Annotated in this window: 13 protein-coding genes, 7 tRNA genes and 1 riboswitch; of the genes, 12 read left to right on the top strand and 8 right to left on the bottom strand. The window is 65.9% G+C overall.

Annotated elements, in window-relative coordinates; all coding sequences use genetic code 11:
- Positions 1-111: 111 nt before the first annotated feature.
- From LOC56_RS10165 to LOC56_RS10135, 7 genes are all read right to left on the bottom strand, one after another.
- The gene (locus LOC56_RS10165; RefSeq protein WP_229952136.1) at positions 112-399 is read right to left on the bottom strand and encodes a hypothetical protein; all 288 of its coding nucleotides are present in this window, start codon (positions 397-399) and stop codon (positions 112-114) included.
- A gap of 230 nt (positions 400-629) precedes the next feature.
- Positions 630-703: transfer RNA gene (locus LOC56_RS10160), tRNA-Gly, on the bottom strand.
- Positions 704-728: 25 nt separating this feature from the next.
- Positions 729-800 (bottom strand) — tRNA-Val (locus LOC56_RS10155).
- Positions 801-856: 56 nt separating this feature from the next.
- Positions 857-930: transfer RNA gene (locus LOC56_RS10150), tRNA-Gly, on the bottom strand.
- 28 nt (positions 931-958) lie between these two features.
- Positions 959-1,030: transfer RNA gene (locus LOC56_RS10145), tRNA-Val, on the bottom strand.
- 28 nt (positions 1,031-1,058) lie between these two features.
- Positions 1,059-1,132, bottom strand: a tRNA-Cys gene (locus tag LOC56_RS10140).
- Positions 1,133-1,202: 70 nt separating this feature from the next.
- Positions 1,203-1,276 (bottom strand) — tRNA-Gly (locus LOC56_RS10135).
- A 213-nt stretch (positions 1,277-1,489) separates the two neighbouring features.
- Between LOC56_RS10135 and LOC56_RS10130 the strand changes: the two genes are divergently transcribed.
- The 12 genes from LOC56_RS10130 to LOC56_RS10075 all read left to right on the top strand — a co-directional run bounded on the left by LOC56_RS10130 (position 1,490) and on the right by LOC56_RS10075 (position 11,971).
- Positions 1,490-1,561 (top strand) — tRNA-Val (locus tag LOC56_RS10130).
- A 111-nt stretch (positions 1,562-1,672) separates the two neighbouring features.
- On the top strand, positions 1,673-2,356 hold the full coding sequence (locus tag LOC56_RS10125) for an MBL fold metallo-hydrolase (protein WP_229952135.1): 684 nt from the start codon (positions 1,673-1,675) through the stop codon (positions 2,354-2,356).
- A 59-nt stretch (positions 2,357-2,415) separates the two neighbouring features.
- Positions 2,416-3,354: a PD-(D/E)XK nuclease family protein gene (locus tag LOC56_RS10120; protein ID WP_229952134.1), complete on the top strand. Its 939-nt coding sequence runs from the start codon at positions 2,416-2,418 to the stop codon at positions 3,352-3,354.
- Between the two features lie 74 nt (positions 3,355-3,428).
- Positions 3,429-4,025, top strand: coding sequence for a peptide deformylase (def, locus tag LOC56_RS10115; RefSeq protein WP_229952133.1), 597 nt, complete (start codon positions 3,429-3,431; stop codon positions 4,023-4,025).
- Complete coding sequence (fmt, locus tag LOC56_RS10110) at positions 4,026-4,967, top strand: methionyl-tRNA formyltransferase (protein ID WP_229952132.1); 942 nt, start codon at positions 4,026-4,028, stop codon at positions 4,965-4,967.
- Positions 4,964-6,457, top strand: coding sequence for an RsmB/NOP family class I SAM-dependent RNA methyltransferase (locus tag LOC56_RS10105; RefSeq protein WP_229952131.1), 1,494 nt, complete (start codon positions 4,964-4,966; stop codon positions 6,455-6,457). The genes fmt and LOC56_RS10105 overlap by 4 nt, the downstream gene beginning before the upstream one ends.
- A gap of 10 nt (positions 6,458-6,467) precedes the next feature.
- On the top strand, positions 6,468-7,136 hold the full coding sequence (gene rpe / locus LOC56_RS10100; RefSeq protein WP_229952130.1) for a ribulose-phosphate 3-epimerase: 669 nt from the start codon (positions 6,468-6,470) through the stop codon (positions 7,134-7,136).
- A 9-nt stretch (positions 7,137-7,145) separates the two neighbouring features.
- A riboswitch (FMN riboswitch) is annotated at positions 7,146-7,291 on the top strand.
- A 133-nt stretch (positions 7,292-7,424) separates the two neighbouring features.
- Positions 7,425-8,108: a nicotinamide riboside transporter PnuC gene (gene pnuC / locus LOC56_RS10095; RefSeq protein ID WP_229952129.1), complete on the top strand. Its 684-nt coding sequence runs from the start codon at positions 7,425-7,427 to the stop codon at positions 8,106-8,108.
- A 75-nt stretch (positions 8,109-8,183) separates the two neighbouring features.
- On the top strand, positions 8,184-8,615 hold the full coding sequence (locus tag LOC56_RS10090; protein WP_229952128.1) for a DUF1801 domain-containing protein: 432 nt from the start codon (positions 8,184-8,186) through the stop codon (positions 8,613-8,615).
- A gap of 145 nt (positions 8,616-8,760) precedes the next feature.
- Entirely contained in the window at positions 8,761-9,846 is a 1,086-nt protein-coding gene (locus LOC56_RS10085; protein ID WP_229952127.1) for a DNA alkylation repair protein, read from the top strand.
- A 34-nt stretch (positions 9,847-9,880) separates the two neighbouring features.
- Positions 9,881-10,696 carry a CPBP family intramembrane glutamic endopeptidase gene (locus tag LOC56_RS10080; RefSeq protein ID WP_229952126.1) on the top strand — a complete coding sequence of 272 codons (816 nt, stop codon included), beginning with the start codon at positions 9,881-9,883 and terminating at the stop codon, positions 10,694-10,696.
- Between the two features lie 18 nt (positions 10,697-10,714).
- A complete protein-coding gene (locus tag LOC56_RS10075) occupies positions 10,715-11,971 on the top strand; it encodes an MFS transporter (RefSeq protein ID WP_229952125.1) in 1,257 nt (418 codons plus the stop codon).
- 5 nt (positions 11,972-11,976) lie between these two features.
- Here the strand turns inward: LOC56_RS10075 and LOC56_RS10070 are convergent, their stop codons facing one another.
- Positions 11,977-12,399, bottom strand: coding sequence for a RidA family protein (locus LOC56_RS10070; protein ID WP_229952124.1), 423 nt, complete (start codon positions 12,397-12,399; stop codon positions 11,977-11,979).
- Positions 12,400-12,752 lie beyond the last annotated feature (353 nt).

Here is a 12,752-nt window from a genome sequence, read left to right as displayed (position 1 = left end):
AGCGGGCGGATTTGCATAGGCCACACTCTAAGCAGTTAAAACAATTCCGGCGCGGAGCTCAAAGAGGGCCGCGCCGGAATAAGTGTCCGGCACAAGGCCGGAAAACGCTGGTTACGCGTTGTTGTTGCTGTTGTGTCCGCGGTGGCCGGACTTGGCCAGGCCGCGGGCAACCATCAGACCGACCGTGAGGAAGGTGATGTATTCCATTGCCTGTGCGGCGTTGAACGTGTCAAGGCCGTTTTCGCTGGCGTTGTCGCCAACAACAGCTGCCGTGATGATCGTGGCGATAACGGCCAGGACGTAAACGGCGAATTCGAGGGTCCGCGTGGACACCTTGATGTCATTGGCGTTGCGAACGGTGGTGTTCGTGTGCTCGTTGTGAGTCTGTGTATTAGCCATGTGGTTCTCCTCAAGTAGTGGTGTGAGCGGCCTATCGGCCATGCAACTTTGATCCCGCTACTGAAACCATGTCGACATTTTCTCTACTGGAAAGACTTTATAGATAGGTCGACTAATAAGCAAACTTAGCTTTTACCGCCGAGCAGACCGGGCCGGTATGAACTGCGGGTTAAACAAAAGAAGGAACAGGCAAAAACCTGTTCCTTCTAAGCCGGCCAAAACCGGGGGAGAGCGGACGACGGGATTCGAACCCGCGACATCCACCTTGGCAAGGTGGTGCTCTAGCCAGCTGAGCTACGTCCGCAAATGCAAACAGTCGAAACTGTCCGTGCGCGATACTGGGATCGAACCAGTGACCTCTTCCGTGTCAGGGAAGCGCGCTACCGCTGCGCCAATCGCGCCCTAAACTGCTCGGCCCGTTCAGGATTACTCCTGGAAAACCATAAGCAGAAGGGAGAGCGGACGACGGGATTCGAACCCGCGACATCCACCTTGGCAAGGTGGTGCTCTAGCCAGCTGAGCTACGTCCGCAAGAAAAGCACTGAAACAGTACTGTTCGTGCGCGATACTGGGATCGAACCAGTGACCTCTTCCGTGTCAGGGAAGCGCGCTACCGCTGCGCCAATCGCGCCCATAAATGGGTTTCCTACAATCCACTGTGGAGGTGGGGACGGGATTCGAACCCGCGTATACGGCTTTGCAGGCCGCTGCCTCGCCTCTCGGCCACCCCACCGTAACCGCCGCATAAAGCTTTGGAGAACCGAACCCGGCGAAACCGGGAGCGGCTTGTACAGTGACTTGCGAGCGGACGACGGGATTCGAACCCGCGACATCCACCTTGGCAAGGTGGTGCTCTAGCCAGCTGAGCTACGTCCGCATGTTGAACAGAAGAGGAGCTATCGCCCCCGGATTGCTTGCACTTTCCGCGGCGAACCCCCGCTTTCCAACGAAGAAAAACTCTATAGGACGTTTGCGGGTTCGTCCAATCGGCCCCGGGAACACCCCTGGTTTGGACTCGGGCGGGATCTGGGCTAGCATCTTTACACGTTGGAGTGCTTCCGGGCGCATCAACGCGAGTGCAGTAATTGAAGGGCGATTGGCGCAGTGGTAGCGCGCTTCGTTCACACCGAAGAGGTCACTGGTTCGAACCCAGTATCGCCCACCCTTCTACGGCCGTCACTTTCCTTCGGGAAGGTGGCGGCTTTTTGCGTCTGTCTGGCGCCGGCTCTTTTTGGGGCGTAGGTATGGGTCCTGCATCCACACCGCGGACCCAATGACTACGGAGCCAATCGTGACCCTTCCGGAAACCAGCCCGTTGCACGCACCCTTGGACGGGCTGCTTGCCACTTCCGCCGTGCGCCTGCCCTATCAGCACAACGTGCTGCTTCGCTCGTTCGTCCTCGAGCGGCCCGGCGGCAACATGATTGTTTACAACTCGCCGGGCATCAACAGCTCCGCGGAGGCCATCATGGACCGGGGAGGCGCTGCTCGGCTGCTGATCAACCACGCCCATGAAGCGATGTACGGAGCGCCGGAGTTCGATATTCCGGTATACGTCCATGAGGGGGACCGTGCCGAGGTGGCCGGGTCGCTTCCGGTGTCGGCCGTGTTTGACCGGCGTCAGATGATTGGCGAAGACCTGGAGGTAGTTCCGACGCCGGGACACACTGCGGGCACAACAAGCTACCTATGGAACAACAGGGACAGGCGCTTCCTGTTCACCGGGGACTTCATCTGGATTGAGCACGGCGAGTGGAAAGCGGTGGTTCTGGACGAGCACCTTCGAGGCGATTACCTGGCCAGCCTCGCGCAGGTCCGTGATCTGGACTTTGACGTACTCGTGCCGTGGGGCACTACGGACGACGGCCCTCCTTTCGGGCTGGTCGGAGGCAAGGATGAAATTCGAAGCCGCGTCGATGCCGTGATGAACCGGGTCCGCGCAGGCGGACGCCGCTAGGCACAGGCCGTGCGGGGAGCCGAAAGCAGTCTGTCACCGCCGGGTGGCAGACTGGAGACATGACTGAACCAGCACTGGCACACGCAACCGAGTACGGACGCATGTATTCGCGGTCGCTCTCCGAGCCGCCCACGGTCCCGTCCATCACCACGGTGATTTCCCAGGGGTCTACGTCCCTGGACGGCTGGCACAGCTACATGGCCGCCTCCGCCGTCGTCAAGGATCCCAAACTCACCGCCGCCCTGGGCAGCCCGTCGCAGCTGCGCTCCGTGGTGAAGGAGGCCTCCTCGGCTTCCGAACGCTACCGCGACGCCGCTGCGCAGAGGGGTACACGCGTCCATTTCTACTGTGAGCAGGTTGCGCTCCGCGCCCTGGACCGCCCGCATGAACTCGAACGTGCCCGCGAGGAGCTTGCCGCCCGCGGTGAGCACCAGTTCGCGGACCGGTTCGACGAATGGTGGAAGCTCTACGACGTCCAGCCCATCGCCCCGGAAATCACCGTGTGGAACGCCGAGCTGGGCTACGCCGGCACCCTGGACCTGGTCGCACGGATCGGCGGCCGGCTGTGCCTGATCGATTACAAGACCAAGAACACCGACCGGGACGGGCAGGTGAAACAGCTGGATGACAAGGTCGTGATGCAGCTCGTCGCCGGGATGAAGGCACAGGAATCGCTGGTCGACGCCGGTGCCGGCACCTGGGAGCCGTGGGCCTACGGACAGGACCCGCTGCTGCTGGGCGTCGCTGTTGGCCAGACGGAGGTGCGTCCCATGCGGGCCAACCCGGATGTGCTTCCCCAGCACTGGTTCAAGTTCTGCGCATTGCGCCGGGTCTGGCAGACCAGCATTGATGCCGTTGCCGCCGGCCGTGCCCTGCTGCCCGTGCCGCCGCCTCCGGTCGGAGCGCACGAAGCCCCCGCTGCACAGACTTCAGCCCCGCAGGCTGCACCGACGGCAGATCCGCAGACTTCGGTGCCAGCGGGCGCTCCTCAGGCCTGAGCGTCCCGGCGGGCGGCGGAGCCAACTAGACTGGATTCCGATCCCCTGCAGCAAGAGTAAGGAACAAACCCCCGATGGCCATCCTGACTATCCGCACGCTCGGCGACCCGGTCCTGCGGACCCGCGCCGAAGACGTGACCGACTTCGGCCCCGAACTGGCGAAGCTGGTAGCGGACATGGAGGAAACCATGGAGGACGTCGAAGGTGCCGGGCTGGCAGCACCCCAGGTCGGCGTCAGCCTGCGGGTCTTCACCTACCGTGTGGACGGCCAGGCCGGGCATGTGGTCAACCCCGTCCTGGAACTGAGCGACGACCTCCAGCCGGACCATCTGGAGGGCTGCCTGTCCATCCCCGGGCTTGGCTACCAGACACCGCGCTTCCGCTGGGCCCGCGTCTCCGGCCAGGACCTGCACGGCAACCCGATCAGCATCGAGGGCGAAGGGATGCTGGCCCGCTGCTTCCAGCACGAAACGGACCACCTGAACGGCGCTCTCTATATCGACCGGCTCGAAGGCGAGCAGCGCAAGGAAGCACTCCGGGCCATCCGGCAGCGCGAGTACGACGCGATCGCGGACCGTACCGCAGCGCAGCGTGCCCAGAGCGTGGGCTCCAGCTTCGGTACCTTCGGCCAGGCGGCCAAGGGTACGTTCGGCACCCAGGCCGGAGCCTAGGTGACCGCGGCACTTCGCGTCCTGTTTGCCGGCACACCCTCCGTGGCCGTGCCGTCCCTGGACGCCTTGGTTGACGCCGGATTCGACGTCGTCGGCGTCCTTACCCGCCCCGACGCCCCGCTGGGCCGCAAGAAGGTCCTGACACCCTCCCCGGTCGCCGCCCGCGCCCAGGAACTGGGGCTGCCCGTGATCCGCGCCGCGAAGGTGGACGACGAAGCCATCGCGGCCATTGCCGCCCTGGAGCCCGACGTCGCAGCGATCGTTGCGTACGGCGCACTCGTTCCGGCCCGCGCCCTCACCGTGCCCAAGCATGGCTGGATCAACCTGCACTTCTCGCTGCTGCCCGCCTGGCGCGGCGCCGCCCCCGTGCAGCACGCCGTGATTGCCGGTGACGACATCACCGGCGCGTCGACCTTCCTGCTCGAAACCGGGCTGGACACCGGCCCGGTCTACGGAACGCTCACGGAAACGGTGCGGCCCGAGGACACCAGCGGTGACCTGCTCGAACGCCTCTCGCACTCCGGTGCCGTATTGCTGGCCCAGACACTCAGTGCGGTCGACGCCGGCGCTGCCGTACCGGTGCCGCAGCAGGGCGACATCACCCTGGCGCCCAAGCTCAGCATCGACGATGCCCGCGTGGACTGGCAGCAGCCCGCCCTGGCTATCCGCCGCCGCATCAACGGCGTCACTCCCGAACCCGGCGCGTGGACCACCTGGGACGGCGCCCGGTTCAAGATCGGCGCGGCCACGCTGCGCTCCGACGTCACCGACCTGCGCCCCGGCCAGGTCCGCTTCACCGGCGGCGGGGACGCCGCCGCCGTCGTGGGCACCGGCTCACACGGACTCGAACTGCTGCGTGTCCAGCCCGCAGGCAAGAAAATGATGCCGGGGCCCGACTGGGCCCGCGGCCTCGCCAACCGTGAGGACGTGCTCTTCGAATGACCCCCCAGCCCGAAAAACACCGTAACGACAAGGGCCACGAACGCCGCCGCGCCGCCGTGAAGACCCGCACCGCCGCTGCCCCCGGCCAGCGGACCCGCGCAGCCGATCCGGCCCGGCTGGTTGCCTTTGAAGTGCTCCGCGCCGTCTCCGGGGAGGACGCTTACGCCAACCTCGTGCTGCCGAAAAGCATCCGCAAGCACCGCTTGGACAAGCGCGACGCCGGCTTCGCCACCGAACTTGCCTACGGCGCCCTGCGCGGCCAGGGCACCTATGACGCCATCCTCGCCAAGTGCGTGGACCGCCCGCTGGAGCGCCTGGACCCAGCTGTCCTGGACGCCCTGCGCATCGGCACCCACCAGCTGCTGGCCATGCGCGTTCCGGCGCATGCCGCCCTCGACCAGACCGTCGGCCTGGCCCGTGCCGTCATCGGCGCCGGCCCGTCGGCACTGATCAACGCGGTGCTGCGCAAGGTGTCCGCCCGCAGCCTGGACGAGTGGGTGGAGATCCTCACCGAGGGCGAAACCGACGCCGTTAAACGCTCCGCCATTGAGCACTCCCACCCGGAGTGGATTGTCCGGGCACTGCGCCAGTCATTGGTGGCCCACGGACGCAGCGTCGACGAGATCACCGACCTGCTGCGTGCCGACAACGATGCTCCCGTGGTGAACCTGGTTGCCCTGCCCGGCCTCGGCAGCCTCGACGAGGCCCGGGCCGCCGGAGCCACCGAGGGCGAGCTCGTGAAGGACTCCGCACTGTTCTCCGCCGGCGACGTCGGCCGGCTGGACTCGGTCCGCGCCGGCACCACCCGGGTACAGGACGCCGGCTCCCAGCTGGTAGCCCGTGCCCTGGCGGAACTGGACCTCGGCGGCGCGTCCGTCGATGAGGACGGCGTCGAAAAGTGGCTGGACATGTGCGCCGGCCCCGGCGGCAAGGCCGCTCTGCTGGCCGCCCTCGCGCACGAATCCGGTGCCGTGCTGCTGGCCAACGAGCCCGCCCCGCACCGGGCGCAGCTGGTCCGCCAGGCCTTGGATGCCGTGCCCGGGGAAACCTGGAACGTACGTACCGGAGACGGCCGCACCATTGCCGAGGACTACCCGGAAACCTTCGACCGGATCCTCGTCGACGCACCCTGCACCGGCCTGGGCGCCCTGCGCCGCCGTCCGGAGTCCCGCTGGCGCCGCAAGCCCACCGACGTCGGCGAACTCGGCATCCTGCAGCGCGAGCTGCTCACCACCGCCGTGGACGCGGTTCGGCCCGGGGGAGTGGTGGCCTACGTAACGTGCTCCCCGCACCCTGCGGAAACCACCGCCGTCGTCGCCGACGTGATGCGCAAGCGCAACGACCTGGAGCTGCTCGACGCCGGCGCTGCGCTGGACGCTGTCAGCCTCCCCGGCGCGCTGGAAGCCGGCCACGAATCCACCGCCCAGCTGTGGCCGCACATCCACGCCACCGACGCCATGTTCCTGGCGCTGATCCGCCGCAAAATCTAGGAGACCCTTCGTGAGCAAGTGCTGCATCAACCCGAGCATCCTCTCGGCCGACTTCGTGAACCTCGAAGCCGAGCTGCAGCGGATCAGCGCCGCGGACGCCGTGCACGTGGACGTCATGGACAATCACTTCGTCCCGAACCTGACCATCGGGCTGCCAGTGGTGGAACGGATCCAGCAGGTGTCCGCGCTGCCTCTGGACGCGCACCTGATGATCGCCGACGTCGACCGCTGGGCGCCGCTCTATGCCGAGGCCGGCCTCGCATCCGTCACGTTCCATGTGGAGGCGTCGACGGCGCCGATCAAGCTCGCCCGCGACCTGCGGGAGCGCGGTGCGAAGGCCGGCATGGCCCTGCGCCCGGCGACCCCGGTGGAGCCGTACCTGGACATGCTGTCCGAGCTGGACATGCTGCTGATCATGACGGTGGAGCCGGGCTTCGGCGGACAGAAGTTCCTCGACGTGACGCTGCCCAAGATCCGGCGGGCCGCCGAGGCCGTCCGCGGTTCCGGGCTGCCGCTGGCCATCCAGGTGGACGGCGGAATCTCCCCGGAAACCATCGAACGGGCAGCCGAGGCCGGTGCGAATGTGTTCGTGGCCGGTTCGGCTGTGTACGGCGCCGGTGATCCCAACGACGCTATCCGCAAATTGCGCGCTTCCGCGGAAGCGGCTGTGCAAGAATAGTTAGCAACAAACGTGCTCCGGGGTCGGTGTAATTCCGAACCGGCGGTTATAGTCCGCGACCCGCACTGCTGATCCGAGAACTTCGGGGAGGCGGTTCGGTTGAATCGGTGAAATTCCGATACCGACAGTTAAAGTCTGGATGGGAGAAGCACGTGCAGTTTGTTGTTCCGCCGGCTTTGCTGACCCTTCGAGGTCCCCTTTTGCAGGGGTGACCCATCGAACCGGTCGTACCCCGGCGACGCATCGTACTGTCGTACCCCCGGAGCACCCGCTTAGGGATAGGACGACATGGATTTTCTGCGATGGCTCTTTGAGGCACAGATTCCGGTGGGCTCAAGCTCACTGCTGGTGCGCGAACTTGTGGGCAACATCTTCGGGCTGCTCAGCGCCTTCGGCGGTATGCGCCGTAAAGTCTGGGCCTGGCCCGTCGGCATCCTGGGTAACCTGCTCCTGCTGACCGTCTTCCTTGGCTCCATGTTCGGCGGGGCGGATACGGCCACCTTGCTGGGCCAGGCCGGACGGCAGATCATGTTCATCGCCGTTTCCATCTACGGCTGGCGGCGCTGGCAGCAGAGCAAGTCCCACGGCGAGAGCGCGGTGACCCCGCAGTGGGCTTCGGGCCGGGAACGCATCGGGCTGGTGACGATCATGCTGCTGGGCACCGTTGCCCTGACACCGGTCTTCGCCCGGCTCGGTTCCTACGAACCGGTGTGGGCCGACGCCTGGACCTTCGTCGGCTCGCTGCTGGCTACTTACGGCATGGCCAAGGGCTGGGTCGAGTTCTGGCTCATCTGGGTAGCCGTGGACATAGTGGGCGTGCCGCTGCTCTTCAGTGCCGGTTACTACGCCACCGCCTTTATGTACCTCTTCTACGGCGGGTTCACCCTTGCCGGATTCTTTGTCTGGTGGAAGGCCAAGCGCGATGAGAAGCCGCAGGTGGAAGTGATGATGCCTGATCCGCGGACCCGGTAAAGAACCCTTGGCCGGCAGCTAAACCCGGGGCCGGCGTCCAGGATGGAATCCGGAGCGGCAACGAGGAGGCGCACCATGGAACCAACCAGCACCAGCGTCAGCAGCTTCATCGACGGTGTGGCATCGCCCGTTCGCCGCCGCGACGCCCAGACCCTGGTCGCGCTGATGACGCGGATCACGGGCGAGCAACCAGCCATGTGGGGGCCGTCGATTGTCGGCTTCGGCAGCTACCACTACAAATATGACAGCGGCCGGGAAGGCGACGCCGGGGCGGCGGCATTTTCTCCGCGCAAGGGCGCCACCACGGTATATCTTCCTGACGGAGTGGACATGTACGCCGAGCAATTGTCCCGCCTCGGCAACCACACGACGGGTGCCGGCTGCCTCTACATCAAGGATCTGGCTAAGGTGGACCTGGATGTCCTCGGAGGGATCATTGCCGAGTCCTACCGGCGCGTTACCGCGGAAACCCCGGGCGGCGGAACCGACCCAAAGGATGACTCATGAGTGAGCAGAACGCCGGGCAATAGGTCTGGTTCATCACCGGCTCTGTTCCGATAAGCTGGCTTCGCCCGATGAGGGTATTCGAACCTGAATGGGTACTGCCTGCCGGGTATAAGAGCAGCCGGAACGGGGGAGCACCATGGGCGCGATGGATGATTTGCTGGGGCCGAACGAGGTCAAGACCCTGCACGATGCGCTGGCCGGGGCGGCGCCCGGTATCGATTGGGACGAACTGCTGGCCACCCGGACCCGGCTGGAACCGTTGTCGCTGCGCGGCCGCACAGACGCCGTCGCGCACGCCCTCGTTAACGCGCTGGGCACCTACCCTGCCGCAGCTGCTGCTTTTCGCGCTGCGCTGGACGATCCGACCTTCACCGGCTGGGCGTTGTGGCCGGTCACCGAGGCGGCCGTAACTTTGGCACTGGCCGACGGCGGCACCTTGGCCTTCGACGACGCGCTGGTCCTGCTCGCGGAACTTACCCCGGGGCTGACCAGCGAGTTCGCCATCCGGCGGCTGCTGAAAGCCGATCACGAGCGCGCTCTGGCGATCATCCGAACCTGGACCGACCACCCCAACGAACACGTACGCCGGCTGGCCAGCGAGGGAACCCGGCCCTACCTGCCGTGGGCCGTCCGGGTGCCGTTGCTGCTCGCTACGTCGGGGGCCACGCTGCCTCTGCTGGACGCGATGCACAACGATGAGTCCGAATACGTGCGCCGGTCCGTCGCCAACCATGCCAATGACCTCGCGCGGCACGCGCCCGAGCTGGTGCTTGAGGCCGCCGCGCGCTGGCAGCAGACCGGTACGCCCGGCGCCATTTGGGTGGTCCGGCGCAGCCTTCGCACCCTGGTGAAAAAGGGAAACCCCGGGGCGCTCGAGCTGATGGGTTTCACTCCGGCACAGGTGAGTGTCACCGCGCTGCGGACGGAAACGTCCCGCCTGGCCCTGCCGGGCGAGCTGGTCTTCGACTTTGTCCTGACGAACACCGGCGACGCTCCAGCCCGACTCTCAGTCGATTACGCCGTGCACTACGTCAAGGCGAACGGGTCCACATCGGAGAAGGTCTTCAAGCTGACCACCGTGTCCCTGGACCCGGGGGAGTCCCGGCAGCTGAACGGCCGGCACGGCTTCCGGCAGATGACCACCCGGCGGCATTATGCGGGCACGCATGCCTTGGAGGTGCAGGTCAACGGGGTCCGGCACGGGCGGCTGGAGTTTGATCTGCTCCTGTAGGGTCCCGCGGTCCATGGCTTGCTAGCCTGTGCTCATGAAACCGGTCACGGCACAGCAGGCCAGCCCGGTCGGCAGTGCCGTCGGCCGAGGAGGGCAGCGGGGAGCGTGGCTCCTGCTTGCCCGCCTGGGAATGGTGGCGGCAGCAACGGTAGCGGCGTGGCTCATCATGCGTGCCTTGGACGATACGGCGGCGTTCCCTCCCGATCCAATGCTGGCTTCCCTCAGCCTGATTCCGGTGAACATCGCCTCGCTGCTGCTCGTTTCGCGTCTGCTGAAAAGCGAGGGCTCGAGCCTGCGGTCCCTCTTCGCGCCGCGGCGGTCGGTGCTGCGGGACGCCGGGTGGGGCCTGCTCTGGATCGCCGTCCTCTACATACCGTTTGTCCTCGCCGTCATGGCCGCGATGTGGGTGCTGCACGGCTCCGGCATGTTCGACGCGTTCGCCACCGTGTTCTACGACCCCGACGCCGCCACGATCGCCTCGCCGGTCTGGTCACTGGTCCTCGGCATAGTTGCGGTAGTGACATTCGCTCCGCTAAATGCGCCTGCCGAGGAAGCCGTCTACCGGGGCTACGCGCAGTCCCGGCTTTCGGCCTCGTGGTCACCGTGGCCGGCGATGCTCGTCTGTTCCCTGGCCTTCGGCGCGCAGCATGCGTTCTTCGCTCCGACCACCGACGCGATGGTTGTGTACGTGGTTGCCTTCGCCGTCTGGGGGCTCGGGTCGGCGCTCATCGTCCGCGCCCAGGGCCGCCTGCTGCCGATCACCATCGCGCATCTGATCGTGAACCTCATGACGAGTTCCCCTGCAGTTGTGTTCCCGATCCTGGTGCTCACCGGCGTCGTGCAGTACTGACCGGATTACGGGACCGCAATGAACCAGACAAATGAAGCCGGCCTGATGGATGAGGCGCGCCGTGCCGCAGTTCAGCGGCGTACCCTCACCGTGGTTGTCCTCAGCCAGATTCTCGGCGGGGCGGGCTTGGCCGCGGGCGTCACGGTGGGGGCACTCCTGGCGCAGGACATGCTTGGGTCGGAGGGGCTGGCCGGCCTGCCGGCAGGGCTGATTACCCTGGGTTCCGCACTGGCGGCCTACCTTGTGGGAAGGGTTACCCAGCGGGCCGGACGGCGCATTGGACTCGGGTCCGGGTTCATAGCCGGCGGTCTCGGTGCGCTGGGCGTGGTCCTGGCTGCTGTGGTGGACAGCCCTCTTCTGCTGTTTGCGGCGCTGGTCCTTTACGGGGCCGGAACGGCCACCAACCTGCAGGCTCGGTATGCCGGAACGGACCTTGCGCTGCCGGACCGCAGGGGACAGGCCATCAGCATTGCGATGGTCTCGACGACGTTCGGGGCGGTTGCCGGACCCAATCTGGTTACGCCCATGGGCCGCTTCGCCGATGGTCTCGGTATCCCTGCCCTGGCCGGTCCGTTCCTTCTTGCCGGAACAGCGTTCCTGGCCGCCGGCGTCGTACTGCTGGTGCTTTTGCGCCCGGATCCGTTCTTTCTGGCACGCGGGTTGGAGAAGCGGACGGCGGATACCGTGCCGAGCGACGTCGGTGCGCCGGCAGCCCGGCCGGGGGCCGGAGTCTATGTGGGTGCCGCCGTGATGGTGCTGACCCAGATCGCGATGGTGGCGATCATGACCATGACGCCGGTGCATATGAGGTCCCATCACCATGACCTTACCGCGGTCGGAATGGTCATCGGGGTGCACATCGGCGCGATGTATCTGCCGTCGCTTGTCACGGGGATATTGGTGGACAAACTCGGACGTACTCCAATGGCTATCGCCTCCGGAGTAACCCTGCTCTTGGCCGGAGTCACTGCGGCCCTCGCGCCGGGCGGATCCCTGGGGTTGCTGCTCCTCGCCCTGGCACTGCTCGGTATGGGTTGGAACTTCGGCCTGATTGCCGGCACGGCACTGGTAGTCGATAACACGTCTCCCGAGATCCGTCCCCGCGTCCAAGGCAAGATCGACGTGCTGGTTGCCCTGGCCGGGGCCGGAGGCGGAACCTTGTCCGGCGTGATGATGGCCGGCACCAGCTACGCCGCACTCGCCCTTTCCTGCGGCATCCTGGCCCTACTGCTGATACCGGTACTGTTCTGGGCCCGGCTCAGCAAGGCGGCCTGAGGTCACTAGTCGCGGACGGCGGCTACCGCTTCAATCTCCACGAGTTGATGGTCGTAGCCCAGCACCGTCACACCCAGCAAAGTGCTGGGCGCGTCGTGGCTGCCAAAGGCATCCCGGACTATTTCCCAGGCGGTGACCAGGTCCGCCTGTGAGCTGGACGCAACCAGCACCCGCGTGCTGAGCACGTCCTCGAGTGCGGCTCCGGCGGCCTTCAGCGCCAGCTCCAGGTTCTCCATGCACTTCGCAGCCTGCCCGGCGTAATCGCCGACGGCCGCCGTCGAGCCGTCTTCCTCCAGCGGGCAGGAGCCGGCGAGGAAAATCAGCCGCGCGTCGGCCGGTGCCGTGGCCGCATAGGCGTACTCCGCGGCGTCGGACAGCTGGGTGGAGCGGATGAGGGTTACCTGGGAGGGCTGCGGGGAGACTGACATGGTTGCAGTCTAAGCGGCCCGGTTCCGCTCCCGTCGGAGAGGGGCCGACTCAGTCGGTTCCGACGGTGCCGCTGCGCCGTTCCAGGTATGAAAGAACATCGGGCACTCTCCAGTTGCTGACCGTTATGCGTTTCTAGGTAATGTCACCTGTCGCAGACAGGCTCCGCGCTGTCGGGTGAAGGAGCGAAACGAACCTATGCCTGTCCTAAGCACCGCCAAATTCAACATCCGGCCTGGCTATGGAAGGCACGGGCGTCGGAGAAGAACTCATAGGCACTTGATGATCCGCAATTGCTGGAAATTAAGTGGCTGTAGCTGACGGCCGCTACGACGAGACCAACGACGGTAATGGC

The sequence above is a fragment of the Arthrobacter sp. zg-Y179 genome (assembly GCF_020907345.1).
Taxonomy (GTDB): domain Bacteria; phylum Actinomycetota; class Actinomycetes; order Actinomycetales; family Micrococcaceae; genus Arthrobacter_B; species Arthrobacter_B jinronghuae.
Note: the sequence above shows the minus strand (reverse complement) of the source record. Positions and strands in the feature narration are given on the sequence as shown.

Excerpts from the sequence above, each read along its gene's own strand:
- LOC56_RS10075 (WP_229952125.1), top strand. The coding sequence starts at position 10,715 with ATGAACCAGACAAATGAAGCCGGCCTGATGGATGAGGCGCGCCGTGCC.
- LOC56_RS10120 (WP_229952134.1), top strand. The coding sequence starts at position 2,416 with ATGACTGAACCAGCACTGGCACACGCAACCGAGTACGGACGCATGTAT.
- pnuC (WP_229952129.1), top strand. The coding sequence starts at position 7,425 with ATGGATTTTCTGCGATGGCTCTTTGAGGCACAGATTCCGGTGGGCTCA.
- def (WP_229952133.1), top strand. The coding sequence starts at position 3,429 with ATGGCCATCCTGACTATCCGCACGCTCGGCGACCCGGTCCTGCGGACC.
- LOC56_RS10105 (WP_229952131.1), top strand. The coding sequence starts at position 4,964 with ATGACCCCCCAGCCCGAAAAACACCGTAACGACAAGGGCCACGAACGC.
- LOC56_RS10090 (WP_229952128.1), top strand. The coding sequence starts at position 8,184 with ATGGAACCAACCAGCACCAGCGTCAGCAGCTTCATCGACGGTGTGGCA.
- LOC56_RS10125 (WP_229952135.1), top strand. The coding sequence starts at position 1,673 with ATGACTACGGAGCCAATCGTGACCCTTCCGGAAACCAGCCCGTTGCAC.
- LOC56_RS10070 (WP_229952124.1), bottom strand. The coding sequence starts at position 12,399 with ATGTCAGTCTCCCCGCAGCCCTCCCAGGTAACCCTCATCCGCTCCACC.
- LOC56_RS10080 (WP_229952126.1), top strand. The coding sequence starts at position 9,881 with ATGAAACCGGTCACGGCACAGCAGGCCAGCCCGGTCGGCAGTGCCGTC.
- LOC56_RS10165 (WP_229952136.1), bottom strand. The coding sequence starts at position 399 with ATGGCTAATACACAGACTCACAACGAGCACACGAACACCACCGTTCGC.
- LOC56_RS10085 (WP_229952127.1), top strand. The coding sequence starts at position 8,761 with ATGGATGATTTGCTGGGGCCGAACGAGGTCAAGACCCTGCACGATGCG.